Origin of the sequence: Actinomadura rudentiformis (assembly GCF_008923185.1) — a bacterium.
Lineage (GTDB): Bacteria > Actinomycetota > Actinomycetes > Streptosporangiales > Streptosporangiaceae > Spirillospora > Spirillospora rudentiformis.
This window is the reverse complement of the sequence record NZ_WBMT01000003.1, coordinates 462,491-480,642: the sequence shown is the minus strand read 5'-3', so window position 1 is coordinate 480,642 and position 18,152 is coordinate 462,491. Positions and strand designations below refer to the sequence as shown.

General features: G+C 70.3%; 17 protein-coding genes. 10 read left to right on the top strand and 7 right to left on the bottom strand.

What is annotated here, in order from left to right; genetic code table 11:
* Positions 1 to 90: 90 nt before the first annotated feature.
* The 4 genes from serB to F8566_RS08740 form a co-directional block, all read right to left on the bottom strand.
* Complete coding sequence (serB, locus tag F8566_RS08755; protein ID WP_151559420.1) at positions 91 to 1,299, bottom strand: phosphoserine phosphatase SerB; 1,209 nt, start codon at positions 1,297 to 1,299, stop codon at positions 91 to 93.
* A 150-nt stretch (positions 1,300 to 1,449) separates the two neighbouring features.
* Complete coding sequence (locus F8566_RS08750; RefSeq protein WP_151559419.1) at positions 1,450 to 2,541, bottom strand: S-adenosylmethionine:tRNA ribosyltransferase-isomerase; 1,092 nt, start codon at positions 2,539 to 2,541, stop codon at positions 1,450 to 1,452.
* A 40-nt stretch (positions 2,542 to 2,581) separates the two neighbouring features.
* A complete protein-coding gene (locus F8566_RS08745; protein ID WP_151559418.1) occupies positions 2,582 to 3,901 on the bottom strand; it encodes an MFS transporter in 1,320 nt (439 codons plus the stop codon).
* 164 nt (positions 3,902 to 4,065) lie between these two features.
* Positions 4,066 to 4,815, bottom strand: coding sequence for an SDR family NAD(P)-dependent oxidoreductase (locus F8566_RS08740; RefSeq protein ID WP_151559417.1), 750 nt, complete (start codon positions 4,813 to 4,815; stop codon positions 4,066 to 4,068).
* 211 nt (positions 4,816 to 5,026) lie between these two features.
* On the opposite strand from F8566_RS08740, the gene F8566_RS08735 reads away from it, so the two are divergent.
* From F8566_RS08735 to F8566_RS08715, 5 genes are all read left to right on the top strand, one after another.
* Positions 5,027 to 6,217 carry a GAF domain-containing sensor histidine kinase gene (locus F8566_RS08735; protein WP_151559416.1) on the top strand — a complete coding sequence of 397 codons (1,191 nt, stop codon included), beginning with the start codon at positions 5,027 to 5,029 and terminating at the stop codon, positions 6,215 to 6,217.
* A 58-nt stretch (positions 6,218 to 6,275) separates the two neighbouring features.
* Positions 6,276 to 6,911 carry a response regulator gene (locus tag F8566_RS08730; RefSeq protein WP_151559415.1) on the top strand — a complete coding sequence of 212 codons (636 nt, stop codon included), beginning with the start codon at positions 6,276 to 6,278 and terminating at the stop codon, positions 6,909 to 6,911.
* A 36-nt stretch (positions 6,912 to 6,947) separates the two neighbouring features.
* Entirely contained in the window at positions 6,948 to 7,733 is a 786-nt protein-coding gene (locus F8566_RS08725; RefSeq protein ID WP_151559414.1) for a PP2C family protein-serine/threonine phosphatase, read from the top strand.
* A gap of 765 nt (positions 7,734 to 8,498) precedes the next feature.
* On the top strand, positions 8,499 to 8,948 hold the full coding sequence (locus tag F8566_RS08720; RefSeq protein WP_225992970.1) for a DUF2752 domain-containing protein: 450 nt from the start codon (positions 8,499 to 8,501) through the stop codon (positions 8,946 to 8,948).
* Between the two features lie 89 nt (positions 8,949 to 9,037).
* Positions 9,038 to 9,763 carry an RDD family protein gene (locus F8566_RS08715; RefSeq protein ID WP_151559413.1) on the top strand — a complete coding sequence of 242 codons (726 nt, stop codon included), beginning with the start codon at positions 9,038 to 9,040 and terminating at the stop codon, positions 9,761 to 9,763.
* Positions 9,764 to 9,992: 229 nt separating this feature from the next.
* Here the strand turns inward: F8566_RS08715 and F8566_RS08710 are convergent, their stop codons facing one another.
* A complete protein-coding gene (locus F8566_RS08710) occupies positions 9,993 to 10,793 on the bottom strand; it encodes a hypothetical protein (protein WP_151559412.1) in 801 nt (266 codons plus the stop codon).
* A gap of 279 nt (positions 10,794 to 11,072) precedes the next feature.
* On the opposite strand from F8566_RS08710, the gene F8566_RS08705 reads away from it, so the two are divergent.
* The 4 genes from F8566_RS08705 to F8566_RS08690 all read left to right on the top strand — a co-directional run bounded on the left by F8566_RS08705 (position 11,073) and on the right by F8566_RS08690 (position 14,211).
* Complete coding sequence (locus F8566_RS08705; RefSeq protein WP_151559533.1) at positions 11,073 to 11,861, top strand: ABC transporter ATP-binding protein; 789 nt, start codon at positions 11,073 to 11,075, stop codon at positions 11,859 to 11,861.
* Positions 11,862 to 11,907: 46 nt separating this feature from the next.
* Positions 11,908 to 12,945, top strand: coding sequence for an SPFH domain-containing protein (locus F8566_RS08700; RefSeq protein WP_151559411.1), 1,038 nt, complete (start codon positions 11,908 to 11,910; stop codon positions 12,943 to 12,945).
* Between the two features lie 184 nt (positions 12,946 to 13,129).
* On the top strand, positions 13,130 to 13,897 hold the full coding sequence (locus F8566_RS08695) for a sulfite exporter TauE/SafE family protein (RefSeq protein ID WP_151559410.1): 768 nt from the start codon (positions 13,130 to 13,132) through the stop codon (positions 13,895 to 13,897).
* 80 nt (positions 13,898 to 13,977) lie between these two features.
* Complete coding sequence (locus F8566_RS08690; protein ID WP_151559409.1) at positions 13,978 to 14,211, top strand: hypothetical protein; 234 nt, start codon at positions 13,978 to 13,980, stop codon at positions 14,209 to 14,211.
* Positions 14,212 to 14,285: 74 nt separating this feature from the next.
* Here F8566_RS08690 and F8566_RS08685 read toward each other — a convergent pair whose 3' ends face one another.
* Positions 14,286 to 15,206 (bottom strand): Rieske 2Fe-2S domain-containing protein, encoded by a 921-nt coding sequence (locus F8566_RS08685; RefSeq protein ID WP_151559408.1) that lies wholly within the window; start codon positions 15,204 to 15,206, stop codon positions 14,286 to 14,288.
* 294 nt (positions 15,207 to 15,500) lie between these two features.
* Here F8566_RS08685 and F8566_RS08680 point away from each other — a divergent pair, with 294 nt between their 5' ends.
* A complete protein-coding gene (locus F8566_RS08680) occupies positions 15,501 to 15,833 on the top strand; it encodes a hypothetical protein (protein WP_151559407.1) in 333 nt (110 codons plus the stop codon).
* Positions 15,834 to 15,893: 60 nt separating this feature from the next.
* Here the strand turns inward: F8566_RS08680 and F8566_RS08675 are convergent, their stop codons facing one another.
* Positions 15,894 to 18,137 (bottom strand): molybdopterin oxidoreductase family protein, encoded by a 2,244-nt coding sequence (locus tag F8566_RS08675; protein WP_151559406.1) that lies wholly within the window; start codon positions 18,135 to 18,137, stop codon positions 15,894 to 15,896.
* Positions 18,138 to 18,152 lie beyond the last annotated feature (15 nt).

The following is an 18,152-nucleotide window of genomic DNA, read 5'->3' as shown; positions in this document are numbered from 1 at the left end:
CAGCGGCGTGAGCTGCTGGATCAGCGGCTGTTGTGTGGTGCGAGCAGGGTCGGGCGGTGGGACCATCCTGCGGCAGGTGGGGAGGGTTGGTCAGGCGGGGTGGGTGGCGTCGGCGGCGTCGGCTGCTTCTACCTCGTCGCGGGAGATGCCCAGGAGGAAGAGGATCGTGTCCAGGTACGGGACGTTGACGGCGGTGTCGGCGGCCTCGCGTACGACGGGCTTGGCGTTGTAGGCGATGCCCAGCCCGGCGGCCTGGAGCATGTCGAGATCGTTGGCGCCGTCGCCGATCGCGACCGTCTGGTTGATCGGGATTCCGGCCTCGCGGGCGAACCGTTCGAGGGCCGTGGCCTTGCCGGCGCGGTCGATCACGGGGCCGACGACGCGGCCGGTGAGCTTGCCGTTCTCGATCTCAAGGGTGTTGGCGGCGGAGTAGTCGATGCCGAGGTCGGCCACGAGGGCGTCGGTGACCTGCCTGAATCCACCGCTCACGATCGCGAACTTGTAGTCGAGGCGCTTGAGCGTGCGCACCAGTGTGCGGGCTCCGGCGGCCAGTTCGACCTTGTCGCGGACGGCGTCGATCGCGCCCGCGTCGAGACCGGAGAGGAGCGCGACCCGCTCCCGGAGGGAACCCTCGAAGTCCAGCTCGCCGCGCATGGCGGCCTCGGTGACCTTGGCGACCTCTTCCAGGCAGCCCGCGTGCTCGGCGAGGAGCTCGATGACCTCGCCCTGGATGAGGGTGGAGTCGACGTCCATCACGATGAGCCGCTTGGCGCGACGGTGCAGGCCGCCGTGCTGGACGGCCACGTCGACCTGCTGCTGGGTGGCCTCAATGGCCAGCCCGGCGCGCAGTGTCTCGGGGTCGGCGCCCGAGACGTCCATCTCGATGCACGTGACGGGATAGTGCGCGAGCCGTTCGATGCGGTCGATGTTGGCGCCGTTGGCGGCGATCCGGCCCGCGATCCCGGCCATGGCGGCGGGCTTCAGCGGGGCGCCGAGCACGGTCACGTGCAGGCGGCCACGGCGGCGGGGCATGGTCTTGATCTTGCCCGTGGAGAGTTCGACCTCCATGTCGAGGTCGGTCGCGACCCGTTCGGCCGCGGTCCACACCTGGCCGATGTCCGCGCCGTCCTCGTACACGATCAGAACGCCCAGGACGAGCCGGCCGCGGATCACGACCTGCTCGACGTCGGCGACCGTCACCGGGAAGCCGGAGAGCGTGCTGAACAGCCGCGATGTCACCCCGGGGCGGTCGCGGCCGGTGAGTGTGATGAGCAGCGTGCGCTGTTCTTTCCCGTCCATGCTGGTCACCACGGTACCGGCCGAGGGTGAACGGACGCGCGCGCGGTCCAGCATCCGGACAAGCAGGCGGTGAACTCGGGGGAACGGCGAAGGCGACGGGTAGTCCGAGGGGAGTTTGCGCGGGTGGCTTGTCGTGTCGCTTGGTTGACGTCAGCTCGGCAAAAGGAGGTTGAGGTCTCCAAATTCATGCCAAAGATAGGACTCGTCCAAGGCGGCCTGATAGGTGCTCTTGAGGAGGTCGTGGCCGGCGATCGCGGTGAGCATCATCAGGTGCGACGATCTCGGCTCGTGAAGGCCGGTGAGCAGGCCGTCCACCACGCGTACTCCGCCCTCGGGAGTGATGACGTGCTCGGTCCAGCCGCTGGAGGCGTGGACGTGGCCGGTCGGGCCGGCGGCGGTCTCCAGAGCGCGGACGGCGGTGGTGCCGACCGCGATCACGTTGCCGCCGCTGGCCCGTACGTGGTTGACGAGACCGGCGGTCTGCGAGGGTACGTCGTAGCGCTCGGCGTACGGGGGTTCGTGCGCCTCGGGTGAGGCCACGCCGGTGTGCAGGGTGATCGGAGCGAGCAGGACGCCGCGCGACACCAGACGGGTCACGAGCTCCGGCGTGAACGGCCTTGCCGCGCTGGGCATCTCGGCGCTGCCGGTGCTCCGGTCGTAGGCGAACGCTGTCTGGTACGCGGCGGTGGGCCAGTCGCGGCGTACGTACCCGTACCGGATCGGCACGCCGTAGAGCCGCAGGTACGGGACCACGTCGGTGCTGAGGCGGGCCGCCCACAGCCGTTCCGTCCGCCGTGCGATCAGGGTCAGCGTCGCGCCGCCGGGCATCGGGATCCACTCGCCGGGCGAGCCGCCGGGGTACGGAACGCTCGCCTTGCCGGTCCGGCGGCGCAACTCCACCAGCCACAAACGATCATCGCCCTCCGCTGGAGCGCCTGCGGCGCTCTCGGAAGCGGATGCCGCGGCGGCGTCGATCGTCGCGCCGGTCGGGAGGGGGGTGGAGAAGTGGACGGCGATCTTGTCCAGCCGTACGGCTGCGGGAAGGGTCGCGGAGGTGTTGACCACCAGCAGGTCACCGGGACGCAACAGGTCCGGCAGGTCGGAGAACTCGTGGTGGCTGACCTCTCCGCCGGCCCGGCGTCCGACCAGGAGGCGGACGCCGTCGCGGGTTCTGCCACGGGCCTCCGGGGGTTCATGGGCTTCGAGGTCGGGCGGGAGGGTGAACTCGAGTGTCTCGATCACGGCTCGTCTCCTGGGGCAGCGAGGGTCCGGGTGTGCGAGATCAGGCCTTGTCGGCTTCCAGCCGGAAGGCGGAGACGACCGCCAGTGCGGCGATCGCGGTGAAGAGGAGACCGGCGACGATCAGGCCCTGTTCGAGGTGGTCGGTGCCGAATCCGGTGACCAGGGCGCCGGCCAGGCCGACCACGACGGAGGAGCCGAGCGTGTCGCTGATCTGGAGCGCGGAGGAGTTGACGCCCTGCTCTTCCTCGGCCGACTGGTTGAGCATGAGGACGCTGAGGGCGCTGATCGCAAATCCCATCCCGAAGCCGCCGATGGTCCATGCGGGTGCCGACCACCAGCCCGACAGCTGCAGGGTGACCGTCACCGCGACCACGCCGACGGTCGTGAACACGGCTCCCAGCAGGACGAACAGCGTCTGGGGCCGCCTGGACCGGCCTTGGATCTGCGAGGCGGCCGACCAGCCGAGGGCGGCGACGGTGAGCACGATCCCCGCCTGGGTGGCGCTGAACCCGTGCAGCGAGGTGAGGGCGAGCGGGATGAAGACGTCCGTGCCGAAGAACGCACCGGCCAGCAGGCCACGGGCCACGACGACGCTGGGCAGGCCGCGCCGCATCCGGAGCGTTCCGGCGGGGACGAGCTTCGGCAGGCCGTACGCGAGTCCGGCCAGTCCGGCGGCTGCGGCCGGGATCAGCATCAGGCCGGGGTTGTCCAGCCCGTACAGCAGAAGGCCGGCACCGGCCGCCACCGCGACGGCGGCGATGTAGCGGGTGGCGCCCGCGCGGCCTGCCGGGGCGTGCTCGGCGGGCTTCAGGTTGCGGAACGCGGGGACCAGCATGGCCGCGGCCGGGATCACCAGAGGGATCAGGCCCAGGAACACCCAGCGCCAGCCGATGTGCTCGGCCACCGCGCCGCCGATCGCCGGGCCGATCAGCGAGGGGAGCACCCAGGCGGCGGCCAGCGCGGCGAACACCCTCGGCCGCAGCGACTCGGGATACACGCGGGCGATCAGCACGTAGCTGGCGACCATCGCGACGCCCGTGCCCAGGCCCTGAACCACGCGGCCCAAGACGAAGACCACCATCGTGGGGGCCGCCCCGGCGATCGCCAGTCCGGCGACGAAGACGGCGAGCCCGATCAGAAGGGGCTTGGCGGGCCCGGAACGGTCGATCCAGCCACCTGCGAGCACTGTGGCGAGGACGCTGGCGATCAGGGTGCCGCTGAAGCCCCACGCGTACAATGACAGGCCGTTCAGATCCCGCGCCGTCACCGGCATCACCGTGGTGACCGCCATGGCCTCGAAGGCCAGCAGTGTCACGGTGAGCACGATGCCGAGCGTGGGCGTGCGGTACGGACCGCGCATCAGACTCTCAGGCCGCGTCCGAGTCCGAGTCTGCGGCCACTTTCGCTTCCGCCTTCGCCGAGCGGGTGCCGTTTGAGTGTGGTCGGGCTGCTTGCCGCCGAGGTCGACGGGCTGGGCTGTGGTTTCGTCGTTGACGGAGGGGGAGTCGGGGCCTATCGCTGTGGTCATCGTGCACCTGCCAGGTCGGCGACCTGGTAGCGGCCGCTGGGGGAACGTTCGGTGATGAGGTGCCGGAGAGCTGCGGCGGCCCTTTCCGGAGGGGGCGCCGCGTCCGCGTCCTCGCCCGCGGCGCGGAGCATCTCGGTCCGCATCTCGCCAGGGTCGACCCACCAGACGGCCACCTCGGGCTCTTCGGCGGCGAGGACGTTGGAGATCTGCTCCAGGGCCGCCTTGGTGGACCCGTAGCCGCCCCAGGTCTCATAGGGCTCGCGGGAGGCGTCCGACGTGATGTTCAAGATCGCTCCGCCGCGTTCGCGCAGCGTGGGCAACAGCGCCTGGACGAGCGCGAGCGGCGCCAGCGTGTTGATCCGGAACGCCTCGGCCAGCTCGTCGAGCGGCTGGTCGGCGAGGCGGGGCAGCGGAGTCGTGCCGAGGGTCCCGGCGTTGTTGACCAGGAGGTCGAGGCCGCCTGCCTCGTTCACCGCCTGGACGAGCCGTGCGCGGTGGTCCGGGTCGGCCACGTCGCCCGCGATCGTGGTGATCGCGACGGGGGCTTGGCCGTTCCGGGCTGCGGGGCCGTCCCCGGGAGCGAGTTCCTTGGAGGCGGCTTCGAGGATCTCGGCCGAGGCGGCATCGAGGGCCTCGGCGCCGCGTGCGTTCAGGATGAGATTCCAGCCGTCCCGGCCGAGCTCCTGGGCGAGTGCCCGCCCCAGCCCCCGGGAGGCGCCGGTGATGAGTGCCGTTTTCCGCGTCATGCTTTGACGCTAGAAATCCCAGCTCCGAAGGTCATCGGCCGACCGGTCCCGCACCTTCTCGTCTTATAGGCCTAGGACCTTCGACGCCACGTAGGACCCGGGGCTGATTTGGGATGAGGCGCCCAGAGAGTACGGTCTTCACATGTGAGCCATGACGGCTTCACATGCGAGCCACGACGGGCTCAGGCGGCGCGATCGGAAGCGGGGTGGGATGAGCGTCGACCAGCGAGGCTGCGGCGATCCCGGGGCGACCCTGCACGCCGTCAGCTCCGCCGTGCTCGCCGTGACCCGGCATCTGTCGGTGCACGAGGTGCTCCAGGTGATCGTACGGGCCGCCGCGCAGCTCCTCGACGCCCGTTATGCCGCCCTGGGAGTGCCGGACGACGAAGGATCGTTCGCCGAGTTCGTGGTCGAGGGCGTCTCGGATGCCGAGTGGGAGGCCATCGGGCCCCTGCCCCGCCAGCACGGCATGCTCGCCGCGATGTTGCGCGACAACGAGCCCAAGCGGCTGAGCGACATCCGGCGGGAGCCGGAGTTCGAGGGCTGGCCGTCGGCGCACCCCGTCCTCAAGGACTTCCTGGGCGTGCCGATCCAGGACGGCGAGGACGTGCTGGGCATCATCTTCCTCGCCAACAAGCAGAACGTCCCCAAGGGCGAGGGGTTCACCAAGTCGGACGAGGAGCTCCTCACGCTCTTCGCCGCGCATGCCGCGATCGCCATGACCAATGCCCGGCTGTACGAGCACAACCGCGAGCTCACCGTCGTGGCCGAACGCAACCGGCTCGCCCGGGAGCTGCACGACGCGGTGGCGCAGAAGCTGTTCTCCCTCCGGCTCACGGCCAAGGCCGCCGCCGCGCTCGCCGAACGCGATCCGGCCCGTACCGTCACTGAGCTCGCCCAGGTGGAACGTCTCGCGGCTGAAGCGCTCGCCGAGCTCCGCGCCGTGATCTTCGAGCTCCGGCCCGCCGACCTCGTCGACGGCCTGGCCGCCTCCCTGCGCAAGCACGCCGAGGTGCTCGACCGCGCGTACGACACCGCCGTACGGTTCGCTGGAGACGGCGCGGTCGCGCTGCCCGAGGACCAGGAGGCCGCGCTGTTCCGGATCGCCCAGGAGGCGCTCTACAACGCCCTGCGCCACTCCGGGGCGGGCGTCGTCGAGGTACGCCTCAAGGGTGACGGCGAGCGGGTCGTGCTGGAGGTGGCGGACGACGGCGCGGGCTTCGACCCTGCGGCGCTGAACGGCGGCCGTGGCGGCCGCAAGGACCCATGGCCCAGCGAGCCGCCTCCGGGCGGCCTCGGACTGGCGTCCATGCATGATCGGGCACGTTCGATCGGCGGTGTCCTGTCGATCGACGCCGCCCCGGGAGCGGGCACGGTCGTACGGCTGGAGGTGCCCGCATGACCTTTGAGGCTGGCGTCGCGATCATGGCGGCTGGCACCCTGGCTCCAGGGAGGACGCCATGATCAAGGTGCTGATCGCCGACGACCATCCGGTCGTACGGCAGGGCTTGCGGACCTTCCTCGGGATCCAGGAGGACATCGAGGTGGTCGGTGAGGCGGAGGACGGCGTGTCCGCCGTGACGCTGGCCGAATCGCTGGAGCCCGATATCGTTCTGATGGACCTCAAGATGCCCGGTGCCGACGGCCTGGCCGCGCTGACGGAGCTGCGGGCTCGAGGGGTGGCGGCGCGCGTTCTGGTCCTGACGAGCGTGACAGAACGTGGACACGTGCTGCCGGCTGTACAGGCAGGAGCGGCTGGGTACCTATACAAGGATGTCGATCCGCAGGCGCTGGTCCAGGCGATCAGGGCGGTGCACGACGGGCATGTCCTGTTCGCGCCCGACGCCGCCGAGGCAGTGGTGCGTGTGGACTCGGCGGCCGGAGACGACCGCGGCCTCGCCGCGCTGACCGAACGTGAACGGGAGGTGCTCGTGCAGATAGCACTGGGCAGATCCAACCGGGAGATCGGGCGTGCTCTCATGGTCTCCGAGAAGACCGTCAAGACACACGTCAGTAATCTGCTCATGAAGCTGGGAGTCCAGGATCGGACGCAGGCGGCGTTGTACGCCGTCCGACACGGCCTGGCCGGCGACTGATACAACTCCCACGACAGGATCGTCATCGAAATCGGTATGAACGTAACAATCAGGTACGCAGCAGGCAGTGACATCGGGTGCAGCCGAGAGAACAACGAGGACTCGGGCTACGCCGGTGCACGGTTGATCGCGGTCGCCGACGGCATGGGCGGCTACGCGGGCGGCGAGGTCGCCAGTTCCACCGTCATCGGCTCGCTGCGCTCGCTGGACACCGATGCCCACAATGACGACCTTGTCGAGAGCCTGGGCCGGGCCGTGGCCGAGGCCAACGAGAAGTTGCGGATCGTGCGCGAGGAACGTCCCGACCTGAGCCGCATGGGCACCACGCTCACCGCGATGTTCTGGTCCGGCGCCCGCGTCGCCCTCGCCCACATCGGCGACTCCCGCGGCTACCTCCTGCGTGACGGCGAGCTCTTCCAGATCACGCAGGACCACACGATGGACCAGCTGCTGAACGCCGAGGCGAGCGAGGCCGGTCAGGTCCCCGACCCTGCCGAGACCTCCCGCCTGTCCCACGTTCTCTACCGCGTCCTGGACGGCCGCGACGACCGCGAGCCCGACCTACGCCTCCGCGAGGCGCGCCTGGGCGACCGCTACCTCCTGTGTTCCGACGGCCTCAGCGGGCCCGTCGACGCCCAGACCATCTACGAGGTTCTCACCGCGGAAGCCGAGCCCTCCTGGGCCATCCAGCGCCTCATCCAACTGGCCCGCGACGCCGGCGGCCCCGACAACATCACCGCCGTGATCGCCGACGTCGTGGAATCCGAGCAGGTCACCGAGACCACGCCGCCCCAAACGGTAGGCGCCGCCGCCCAAGCCTGACCCCGGCGCCGACCCGCAGAGCCACGCCAATATCCGGCCCCGCCTGAGCAGTCCCGGTTCCGCCGCGCTGGCCGCTCCCGCAGCGGCCTCGCCACCACTGCGCAGCCCCGCCCGTGCAGCAACCCCTAACTCCCGGCGCGCAGCCACGCCGAACTCGCATCCTCGGCGCCGGCGCGGGCAAAGCCCCGCCCACGCAGCCATCCCAGCTTCCAGCGCGCAGGGCTTTATCCCAGCTCTGGCGCGTGGGCCTGCTGGCGGAGTAGTTCCGGTCGCGCGCATGCCGCGTAGATACAAAGCCCACTCACGCAGCGGCCCTGGCTCGCCGCGCAAGGCTCGTCCACGGAGCGACCCGGGGTTGGCAACGCGCGGGAGCTGCCAAGCGGTGCCCCAGGTCTGGCGCGTGGGCCGTCGATTGTTGGAGTGGGACGCATTCATTTTGGATTGGGGCGGCGTTCAGGTTGGTTGCAGGGAGTGTTCAGTCATTCCTCAGGGTGGTCGGGGCGGTGGGGTGAAAGTTGGAGCCCGGTTGGTAATGAATTGCTCCGCCATGAGGGGGATGGGGCGCTGAAGTGCGCTGTTACACGTCGCTCATCGACGAAAACGAGGCCCATTCACTTGGTGGTTTGTCCTAGTCTTGCCATCGAGGTGGTGTCATGGCCGTTCAGGTAACGGTCCGATCGCGGATGGTCGCCGGGGCTTGACCTACCTGGGGGTGAACCCGATATACGGGTCACTCGGATTTAAGTCATCGAGGCGGAGGATTCGTTGGGGGGAGCGCCCGGGGCGACCGTCGCCGGGGCACCGCAGGGTGCGCCGGGGACCATGGTCAGCCGGACCCTCACCGCTGCGCGGCACGGCCCTGTGGGTGTGATGCTGCGCGTCGCGGCCATGGCCACCGCGGCCATCGGCGCGGCGTGGATCCACCGTGTCAACGACCCCGGTGTGCTCTGTCCCCTCCGGGCAGTCACCGGCGTCCCCTGTCCGCTGTGCGGTGGTACGACCGTGTTCATCGAGCTGGGTTCGGGCCAACCGGTCCGTGCCGTGCTGGCGAATCCGGTGGCCTTCGCCGGTGCGATCGCGATCGCGTTCGCACCGCTGGGACTGGGAAGCCGGTGGTGGGCACTCCGACCGGGCACTCGTGCGTGGGTGCTCGGTACCGCCCTCGTGGGGTCGGAGCTGTGGCAGCTTGTCCGGCTCGGTCTCCTGCGGGTTTGAGGCCGTCCTCCCTCGTCGGCCAGACTTGCGGAGCCCTCCGGGTCCGGCGGGCGTCACAAAACCACAGGGTCAATCAATAAGGAGCAAGTGTGGGTAACCCCTACGACCCGTACGGGCAGCAGCAGCCGGGCTACGGCGGGCAGCAGCAGCCTGGTTACGGTCAGCCCCCCGCGCAGCCCGGCTACGGCCAGCCCCCGGCGCAGCCTGGCTACGGCCAGCAGCCGCCTGCCCAGCCCGGTTACGGTCAGCCGCCTGCGCAGCCTGGTTACGGCCAGCCGCCCGCGCAGCCCGGCTACGGCCAGCCCCCGGCGCAGCCTGGCTACGGCCAGCAGCCCGCCGCGCAGCCCGCGTACGGCCAGCAGCCCGCCTACCAGGAGGTGCACCACCACCACTACGGCTCGACCGGCCAGCTGGCCGAGTGGGGCTCGCGTGCGGGTGCGCTCATCATCGACTGGCTCGTGGTCGGCGCACTGCCGGGCATCATCTACTTCATCGGCTACATCATGCTGCTGAACGGGTCGGGCGTCGGCGCCCTGCTGGCGTTCATCGGCTTCATCGGCATCATCGCCGGTGGTCTGTGGCTGACCTACCAGGAGGGCACGACCGGTCAGACGATCGGCAAGCGCCAGATGGGCATCCGCCTGGTGGGCGCCCAGAGCGGGCAGCCGATCGGGTTCGGCATGGCGTTCCTCCGCCGTCTCGCCCACGCCGCCGACAGCTTCGCCTGCTACATCGGCTACCTGTGGCCGCTGTGGGACGAGCGCAAGCAGACCTTCGCTGACAAGATCTGCAACACGTACGTCGTCCGAGGCTGACAGGACACGCAGGCCGTCGCCCTGAACGACGGGCTCTGCGTCTCCGCCTCTGAACGGGGCGTTCCCTTCCATGGGAACGCCCCGTTCGCCGTCTCTCGGCTCTTGCGGGAAGCCGGGCGGAGGCGGGAGGGGGTAGTTGCGCGCCAGTCGATGCTGCGCATGGATGTGCTGCGCGGGGTGGCAGATGAACGAGTGAGCGCCCCGATGTGGCGTCTGGGCTCTGCCAGTGTCAGGGAACGGGGTCGAAGGCGCTGTTGCAGGCGGCCACCAGGGCGCGGCGTATGGCGCCGTCCAGGAGGCGGAGGGCGTCGCCGCGGCGGTGCATCTGGTCGGCAGTGAGGCCGTGGGCGTCGAGGCGGCGGGCCAGCTCGACGACGACCGCGAGGCGGCCGGCGAGGGCGGCGACGCGGTGGGCGCGCTGCGGGTAGCCGGGGGCCAGCGGGTGGTCGTTGCGGCCGGGGTCACGGAGGTCCGCCAAGGCGTCGGCGATCTCGGGCGGGATGCCGGAGACGTCGTCCACGGTCAGCAACGCCTCGGTGGCGTCGCGCATGGCGAGGGTCAGCTGCCGGTCGGCCTCGGCCAGGGTGGGAACGTCAGGCAGGCCAGGGGCGGCGTCTTGCGAGTTCCAACGGACGCCGACGTACGACGAGCCGCGCCGGTCCTCGACCGGCACCAGGCCGAGAGCGCGGTCAGGCAGTGAGACGATCACGGCGGCGCCCGCGTCGAGAGCGGCACGGTTGAAGGCGGGCGGACCGGACAGCCCGAGCGGATCACCAGGGGCTGGCAGCGCCAGCCGGAACGCGGTCATGCCAGCCACCCGGAGGTCACCGAGCCCGCGTCGCAGCGTCACCTCGTCCAGGAGTGCCGCGCTCGGCGGCTCGTCGGCAGTGGTCGGCGCCGCTCCGAGGATCTGCGGTCCCGAGGCCTTCTCGACGGCGTCCACGGCCTCGTCCAGACCGACGTGACCCGCCAGCCAGGCGTTGCCCCAGGCGACCAGTGCGGTCGCTGTGTCCGCGCCGTTGTAGCTCATCCCACCCTCCGAACAGCGGCGTGCATGCAGACCACCATAAGCGTTGAGAATCGCACAGGCGGTCTTCGAGCTCGCGGCCACGCGGGCGACGGCGGCGTCTCGCGGCGTACGGCCGGCTCCATGGTGGGAACCGTACGGCCAGGTCACGACATTCCCAGGGGTCACCGGCGAGACACACATCCCGCACTGATTCCGTTCCAGGCCACGGAACCGGCGCTTCCCACTGGAAGTAGGCTGTGGATGGATCATTCGGCACGGCTGGTTGGGGACATGTACGTGATGGCCGGCGATGTACTTGAGCTCCGCGGAGTCGGAGTCAAGCGCGAGGGCGCGACCCTGCTGCGCGACGTTTCGTGGACGGTGAACGAGGACGAGCGCTGGGTGATCGTGGGCCCCAACGGGGCGGGGAAGACCACGCTCCTGCAGATCGCCGCCGCCCTGCTGCATCCGACCGAGGGGACGGTGGAGATCCTCGGCGAGAGGCTCGGCCGGACCGACGTGTTCGAGCTCCGGCCGCGCATCGGCATCGCGAGCGCAGCGGTCGCCGAGCGTGTGCCGACCGGCGAGAAGGTCATCGACCTGGTGCTCACCGCCTCGTATGCGATCTTGGGGCGGTGGCAGGAGGAGTACGACTCGACCGACGTCACCCGCGCCGTGGAGCTGCTGGACGCCCTTGGCTGCGCCGACCTCATCCGGCGCCGGTTCGCCACCCTTTCCGAGGGCGAACGCAAGAGGGTGCAGATCGCCCGGGCGCTCATGCCCGACCCCGAACTGCTTCTCCTGGACGAGCCGGCGGCCGGTCTCGACCTGGGCGGCCGCGAGGATCTCGTCCGGCGGATCTCACGGCTGGCGGACGACCCGGCCGCGCCCACGACGGTCATGGTCACCCACCACGTGGAAGAGGTCCCCGAGGGCTTCACGCACGCGCTGCTGCTGCGCGGCGGCGGCGTGGTCGCGCAGGGCAAGGTGGACGAGGTGTTCACGAACGAGCATCTGTCCGAGTGCTTCGGTGTTCCCCTCGGCGTGGAGCGCCACAACGGACGCTGGTACGCGCGCCCACTCGGTTGAAAATTGACATCTGTCCCTAAAAGGGAAGCCGACTTACGATCCAGGAGTGACCCCCACGCTGATCCTGACCGTCGTCGTCATCGCGGTCGGTGCGCTGGTCCTCTACCGCGCCGTGCGGATCGTGCCCCAGGCGACGGCCGACATCATCGAGCGCTTCGGCCGTTACCACCGGACGCTCAACGCCGGGCTCAGCCTCGTGGTGCCGTTCGTCGATCAAGTCCGCAACCGCGTCGACCTGCGCGAACAGGTCGTCCCGTTCGCCCCCCAGCCGGTGATCACGGCGGAGAACCTCGTGGTCAGCATCGACACGGTCATCTACTACCAGGTCACCGACACCAAGGCCGCCACGTACGAGGTCGCCAACTTCCTCACCGCGATCGAGCAGCTGACCGTCACGACCCTGCGCAACATCATCGGCGGCATGGACCTCGAACGCACCCTGACCTCCCGCGAAGAGATCAACACCGAGCTGCGCGGCGTCCTCGACGAGGCCACCGGCCGATGGGGGATCCGGGTCAACCGGGTCGAGCTCAAGGCCGTGGATCCGCCGGACTCCATCAAAGAGGCGATGGAAAAGCAGATGCGCGCGGACCGTGACAAGCGCGCCTCCATCCTCACCGCCGAAGGCCAGAAGCAGTCGGCCATCCTGACCGCCGAGGGCGAACGCACCTCCGCCGTCCTCCGCGCCCGTGGCCAGGCCGAGGCCGCGGTGCTGGCCGCCGAGGCCGACGCCAAGGCCCAGGCCGCCCGGGCCCGAGGCCAGGCCCAAGCCATCGCCACCGTGTTCAAGGCCATCCACGAGGGCAATCCAGACGAACGGCTGCTCGCCTATCAATACCTCCAAACCCTCCCCCGCATCGCCGAAGGCGACTCCAACAAGCTGTGGATCGTCCCCAGCGAGATGGGCAAAGCTCTGGAGGGCCTAGGCGGCTTCTTCGGCGCGGTCAAGGCCAACAACGACGGCACCGCCCCCGTCCCCGCCCCGCGGCCCGAACCCTCGGCCCCGATTTCCGCCGAACCGACCGACCTCGACGGGCCACCCCGCCCCCGCGACGAAGACGACTACCGCCCCTATTCCCCCTAACCCCGCCCCCGCCCGCGCGCCGCACCGGCCGCGGGTTTGGCTGCGCGGGGGTTGCCTTGATTGATTACGGCGCGTGAGTTGACGTGTCGGCGCGGTAGCATCTCGCACCCGGTGGTGGGTGTGAGCTGGGCCCCTCCCTACGATCGGGAAGCCGTAATGAACTCGCACAGGTGGGTGGGTCGGATTGAACGTGCTGGACGGGGCGGCCATCCTCGCGGCGGGTGTCGCCGCAGGAGGCATCAATACGATCGTCGGCTCCGGGTCCCTGATCACGTTCCCGACCCTGGTGGCGCTCGGCTATCCGCCGGTGGTGGCCAACATCTCCAACAACATCGGGCTGGTGCCCGGGGCGATCACTGGGGCCTACGGGTATCGGCAGGAGCTCAAGGGCCAGCGGGAACGGTTGCTGCGGCTCGGCAGCGCCTCGTTCGCCGGGGCGCTGATCGGCGCGGCCCTGTTGCTGGGACTGCCCGACGAGGCGTTCAAGATCATTGTTCCGGCGCTGATCGGGATCGCGCTGGTGCTGGTGGTGGTCCAGCCGCGGCTGCAGGCCTGGTTGCTCGCGCGGAGGGAGAACCACCATCCGCACGGTGGGCCGTGGTTGTGGGTGGGGGTTCTCGCCACGGGCGTCTACGGCGGGTACTTCGGGGCGGCGCAGGGGATCGTGCTGATCGCGATGCTCGGGATCGCGCTTGATGACGGTCTTCAGCGGGCGAACGCCGCGAAGAACGTGTTGTCGGGGGTGGTCAACGGGTCTGCGGCGCTGCTGTTCATCGGGTTGTCGATCGTTGGAGAGGCCAGGATCGACTGGCCGGCGGTGCTGCTGATCGCCCTTGGCGCGACGGTGGGCGGTGTGCTGGGAGCCAAGGTGGGACGCCGGATTCCGCCCCTGGTGCTGCGCGGTGTCATCGTGGTCGTCGGGGTTGTGGCGATCGTCAATTTGCTCCGCTGACCAGCGGTTTCGAGGGTTCGAGTCACCTTTGTCGGGGTATAAGTCGAATATATGTTCGATAAGGTGAGGGGCCACCAGGAATGAAGGGTGACAGGGTCGAGATCGTGATCGACGCCGGCGGTGAGGGCACGCGGACGTACGAGGTCGTCGCCACCCGGGCGGGCCGCCGCGTCGAGGTGAGCAACCGGCGCGGGGTGGTGGAGGTCAGCGAGGTGACCCGGACCGGGACCGCGGTACGGACGGCGAGGTTCATGGCCAGCCGGGTCCTGGCTCTCGTGGAGCAGCCGATCTCCGACGGAGAGCCGGAGTCCTAGGGAACGAGCCGGAGCCTCAGGGAACGAGCCAGGGCCCTGGGAACGGGCCGGAGTCCTCGGAATGGGCCGGAGTCCTAGGGAACGGGGCGGACCTGGACGGTGCCGTCGTCCAGGACGCGGGATTCGAAGGCGGGCTGGCGGCCGGTGGCGGGTCCGTGGACCACCGAGCCGTCACGCACGCGGAACGTGCTGCCGTGCCAGGGGCACACCACGCAGGGATCCGCGTTGTCGTCGGTGATGATGCGCCCCTGGTGGAGCGGGCCCGCCAGGTGGCTGCATCTGTCGGCGAGGACGTGGATGTCGTCGCCGCTGCGCATCACGAAGAGGCTGATGTAGCCGAGCCGGCGGTGGACCGGCCAGCCGTCGGGCAGGTCGGACGCCGAGCACAGATCATGCCAGCCGAGGGGGACCAGGTGGGCCACCTGGTCCGCGTGGTTGGCGCCCGCGCCGAGCCTGAACGCCAGGTGCCCGCCCAGGAAGCCACCCGCGAGCAGGGCCGTCAGCCCCGCGTAGCCGAACGCGCGGCCGGCCGTGTCGCGGCCCTGGTGACGCGCGAGGAGGGAGGCCGTGTAGAGCAGGCTCGCGCTGGCCGTTCCCATCGCGTGAACGAGGCCGACACGCTGCTGTTCCTTGTGGAGGGCGGACCAGTCGGCCAAGCCGGTGAGCGCCGTCGGCACCGCGCCCGCGAGGCCGGCGGCGATCAGCGTCTGGGACGCGCGCTGCGTGCCGGGCAGCAGGTCCAGGACCGCCGCAGAGATCCAGCAGCCCATGGGAAGGTCGGTCAGCGGAGGGTGGGCGGGGTGGCCGCCGGGCACCCCGTGCAGCGCGTCCTTGGCGGGCCCCGGATGCAGCACGCGCTGGACGGTGCCCGAGATCGCCCGGATGGCACGGTCCAGGCCATGGGCGTGCTCCAGGCTCTCGGCCAGGTCGACAGGACGTGGCCTGGTCGGCTGCCGGGCGCCGCGCCGGAAGAGCTTGCTCGCCCGTCGGTTCATGTCCCTCCTCGGGTCGCATTCCGGTGTCGATTGAGACGGCCGTAATGGGACGCGTAACGCGACATTAGTCTCCGCCTGTAACCTCGGGCCACCCGGGAATGGCCGACGGCCCTGAGGGGAACCACGAACACCCACGTAGTGGGGTACCTACCAATGGGTAAGAAGGCCTAAACCAGGGGTTCCGCCTAACTGCCCGAGCGGTGCGGAGCCCGGTGTCCCAGTGCCTTCAACGGGTCGAAGTAATCGCTTACAGTGAAAAGCGAATGCACCGCGACCTGGGCGAGGCCGAGCCTCATGGACGTCCCTCCGCCGTCGGAAACCGCAGAAGCGGTGACCCCGGAGTACGCGCAGACCGAAGACCCCTTCCGGGCTCTCATCGAAGGCATCGAGCTACAGTTCCCCGGCTGGGGCGCCTGGCGCAGCGACACCGATCGCTGGTGGGCGTTCCGTACCGCCGCCAACCCACTCACCATCGAGGAGCTCCGTGCGGGCCGCCGCCTGATCGTTCAGGCGGACACCGTTGACGAGCTCCGCGCCGCCATCCGTGCCGAGATCGAGCTGGACACCAGCGATTCGGCGCCCGTCGGCGGCTCGTCCAGGGCGAAGTCGCACGAGCGTCCGCGCTGACGCTCAGACGGCCCGCCGGTGCTCAGACGGCCTGCCTGCGCTCAGACGGCCCGCCGGTGCTCAGACGGCCTCAAGGGTGACGGGGACGCCGTTGAACACCGCCGTGCCCGAGAGCGGGTCGATCTCCTGGTCGTCGGTGACCGCGTTGACGTTGACCCCCGCGTTCCGGCTGGCGACGCCCGTACGCGTGCCGGGCCTGTCGTGGCCCCAGCCATGGGGCAGGCTCACCACGCCCGCCATGACGGTGGCGGTCGGCTCGGCGACCGCCTCGATGGTGCCGGAACGGGAAGTCACGCGGACGAGGTCGCCACCCTGCACGCCCAGGCGCTCAGCGTCGGCGGGGTTGAGCTGGAGCGTGCAGGTGTTGGAGCCGCGCACCAGCTCGGGGAGGTTGTGCAGCCAGCTGTTGTTGGAACGCAGATGGCGGCGCCCGATCAGGAGGAGCTCGCCGGAGCCGTTCGGTCCGCCTGCGTCGAGACCTGCGTCGAGGCCGGCGTGGAGCCGGTCGGCGTCGGCGGCGAACGACGGCGGGCACAGCTCGATCCGGCCGGACGAGGTGCACAGGACCTCGTCGAGACGCGGTTTGAGGGCGCCGAGGTCCAGCCCGTGCGGGTGCTCGTCGCGCAGGCGGGTGAGAGTGAGGCCGTCGGGGTCGGCGCCGAAGCCGTCGCCGTACGGGCCGAGGCGCAACATCATGTCGAGGCGCTGCTCGGTGGTCGTGGTGTTGGTGTCGAGCATCTTGCGCAGCTCGTCGGGCTCCCGCCCCTCGACCGGTGAGCCCTCCAGCGCGGCCGCCTTCTTCAGGGTGCTCATGATGATCATCTCGTCGAGCGCGGCCGTGGTGGCGTCCATGCCGGACGCGATGACGGCGAGGCGGCCGAGGATCTCGGCCTCGCTGGGGCGGCCGTCCGGGAGGGGGAGCGCGGGCGGCGAGTAGCGGACGTAGTCGCGGACCGTGAAGCCGAGCAGCGCCAGGTCGTAGTGCGGTGTCTGCGTCGGCCTGGGCGGCGGGAGGATGACGTCGGCGTGCCGCGTGGTCTCGTTCAGGTACGGGTCGACGCTCACCATGAACTCGAGCCCGGCGAACGCGCGGTCGAGCCGGGCGCCGCCCGGAGCCGACAGCACCGGGTTGCCGCCGATCGTGATCAGCGCACGGATCTGGCCCTCGCCCGGGGTCTCGATCTCGTCGGCCAGCGTGGCGACCGGCAGCTCGCCGTTGACCTCGGGCAGGTTGCGGAAGCGGCTGCGCCACCGGCCGGTGTTGAACGGCCGCTTGCGCCGGTAGGCCGGGGAGTGCGCGGAACGCGGGAACATCGCGCCGCCCTCCCGGTCCAGGTTGCCGGTGAGCACGTTGAGGGCGTCGACGAGCCAGCTGTTGAGCGTTCCGAACGCCTGGGTGCAGGTGCCGATGCGCCCGTAGACGGCGGCGCGGTCGGCCGCGGCGAGCTCGCGGGCCATCCGGCGGATGCCGGCCGCGGGGATGCCCGTGATCGCGGCGACCCGTTCCGGCGCGAAGTCGACGGCGAGCGCGCGCAGGTCGTCCAGCCCGTTGATCCGCTCCGCGAGGCCGTCCACCCGCGTGAGGTCCTCTGCGAACAACGTGTGGACGAGCGCGATGAGCAGGTACGCGTCGGTGCCCGGCCGGATGAACACGTGCTCGTCCGCGAGCGAGGCCGTACGGGTCTGCCGCGGATCGACGACGGTCACCTTGCCGCCGCGCTTGGAGATGGCCTTCAGCCGTCCGGGGAAGTCCGGTGCCGAGCACAGGCTGCCGTTCGACTCCAGGGGGTTGGCGCCCAGCATGAGCAGGTGGTCGGTGCGGTCCAGGTCGGGCACCGGGATGGCCAGCGGGTCACCGAAGATGTGGCCGCTGCTGACGTGCTTGGGCATCTGGTCGGCCGTGCTGGCGGTGTAGACGTTGCGGGTGCCGAGCGCCTTGATGATGGCCGCGCCGTACAGGGGGCCCGCGATCGAGTGCGCCGTCGGGTTGCCGATGTAGATGGCGACCGCGTCCTTGCCGTGGCGGTCGACGACCTTGGCGATCTCCCGGCGTACGGTCTCGAACGCGTCGTCCCAGCCGCCGCTCACGTGCCGGTCGTGGTCGCGGAGCATCGGCTCGGCCAGCCGGTCCGGGTCACCGTCGAGGCGGCCCAGCGTCGCACCCTTGGGGCAGATGAACCCTTTGCTGAGGGGGTCGCGCTTGTCGCCCCTCACTCCGGTGACCTGGCCGCCGTCGTCCAGGGTCAACTCCAGGCCGCACAGGGCCTCGCAGAGTGGACAGGTGCGATAGGCCGTGCTGCTCATCGAGATGCTCCTTGT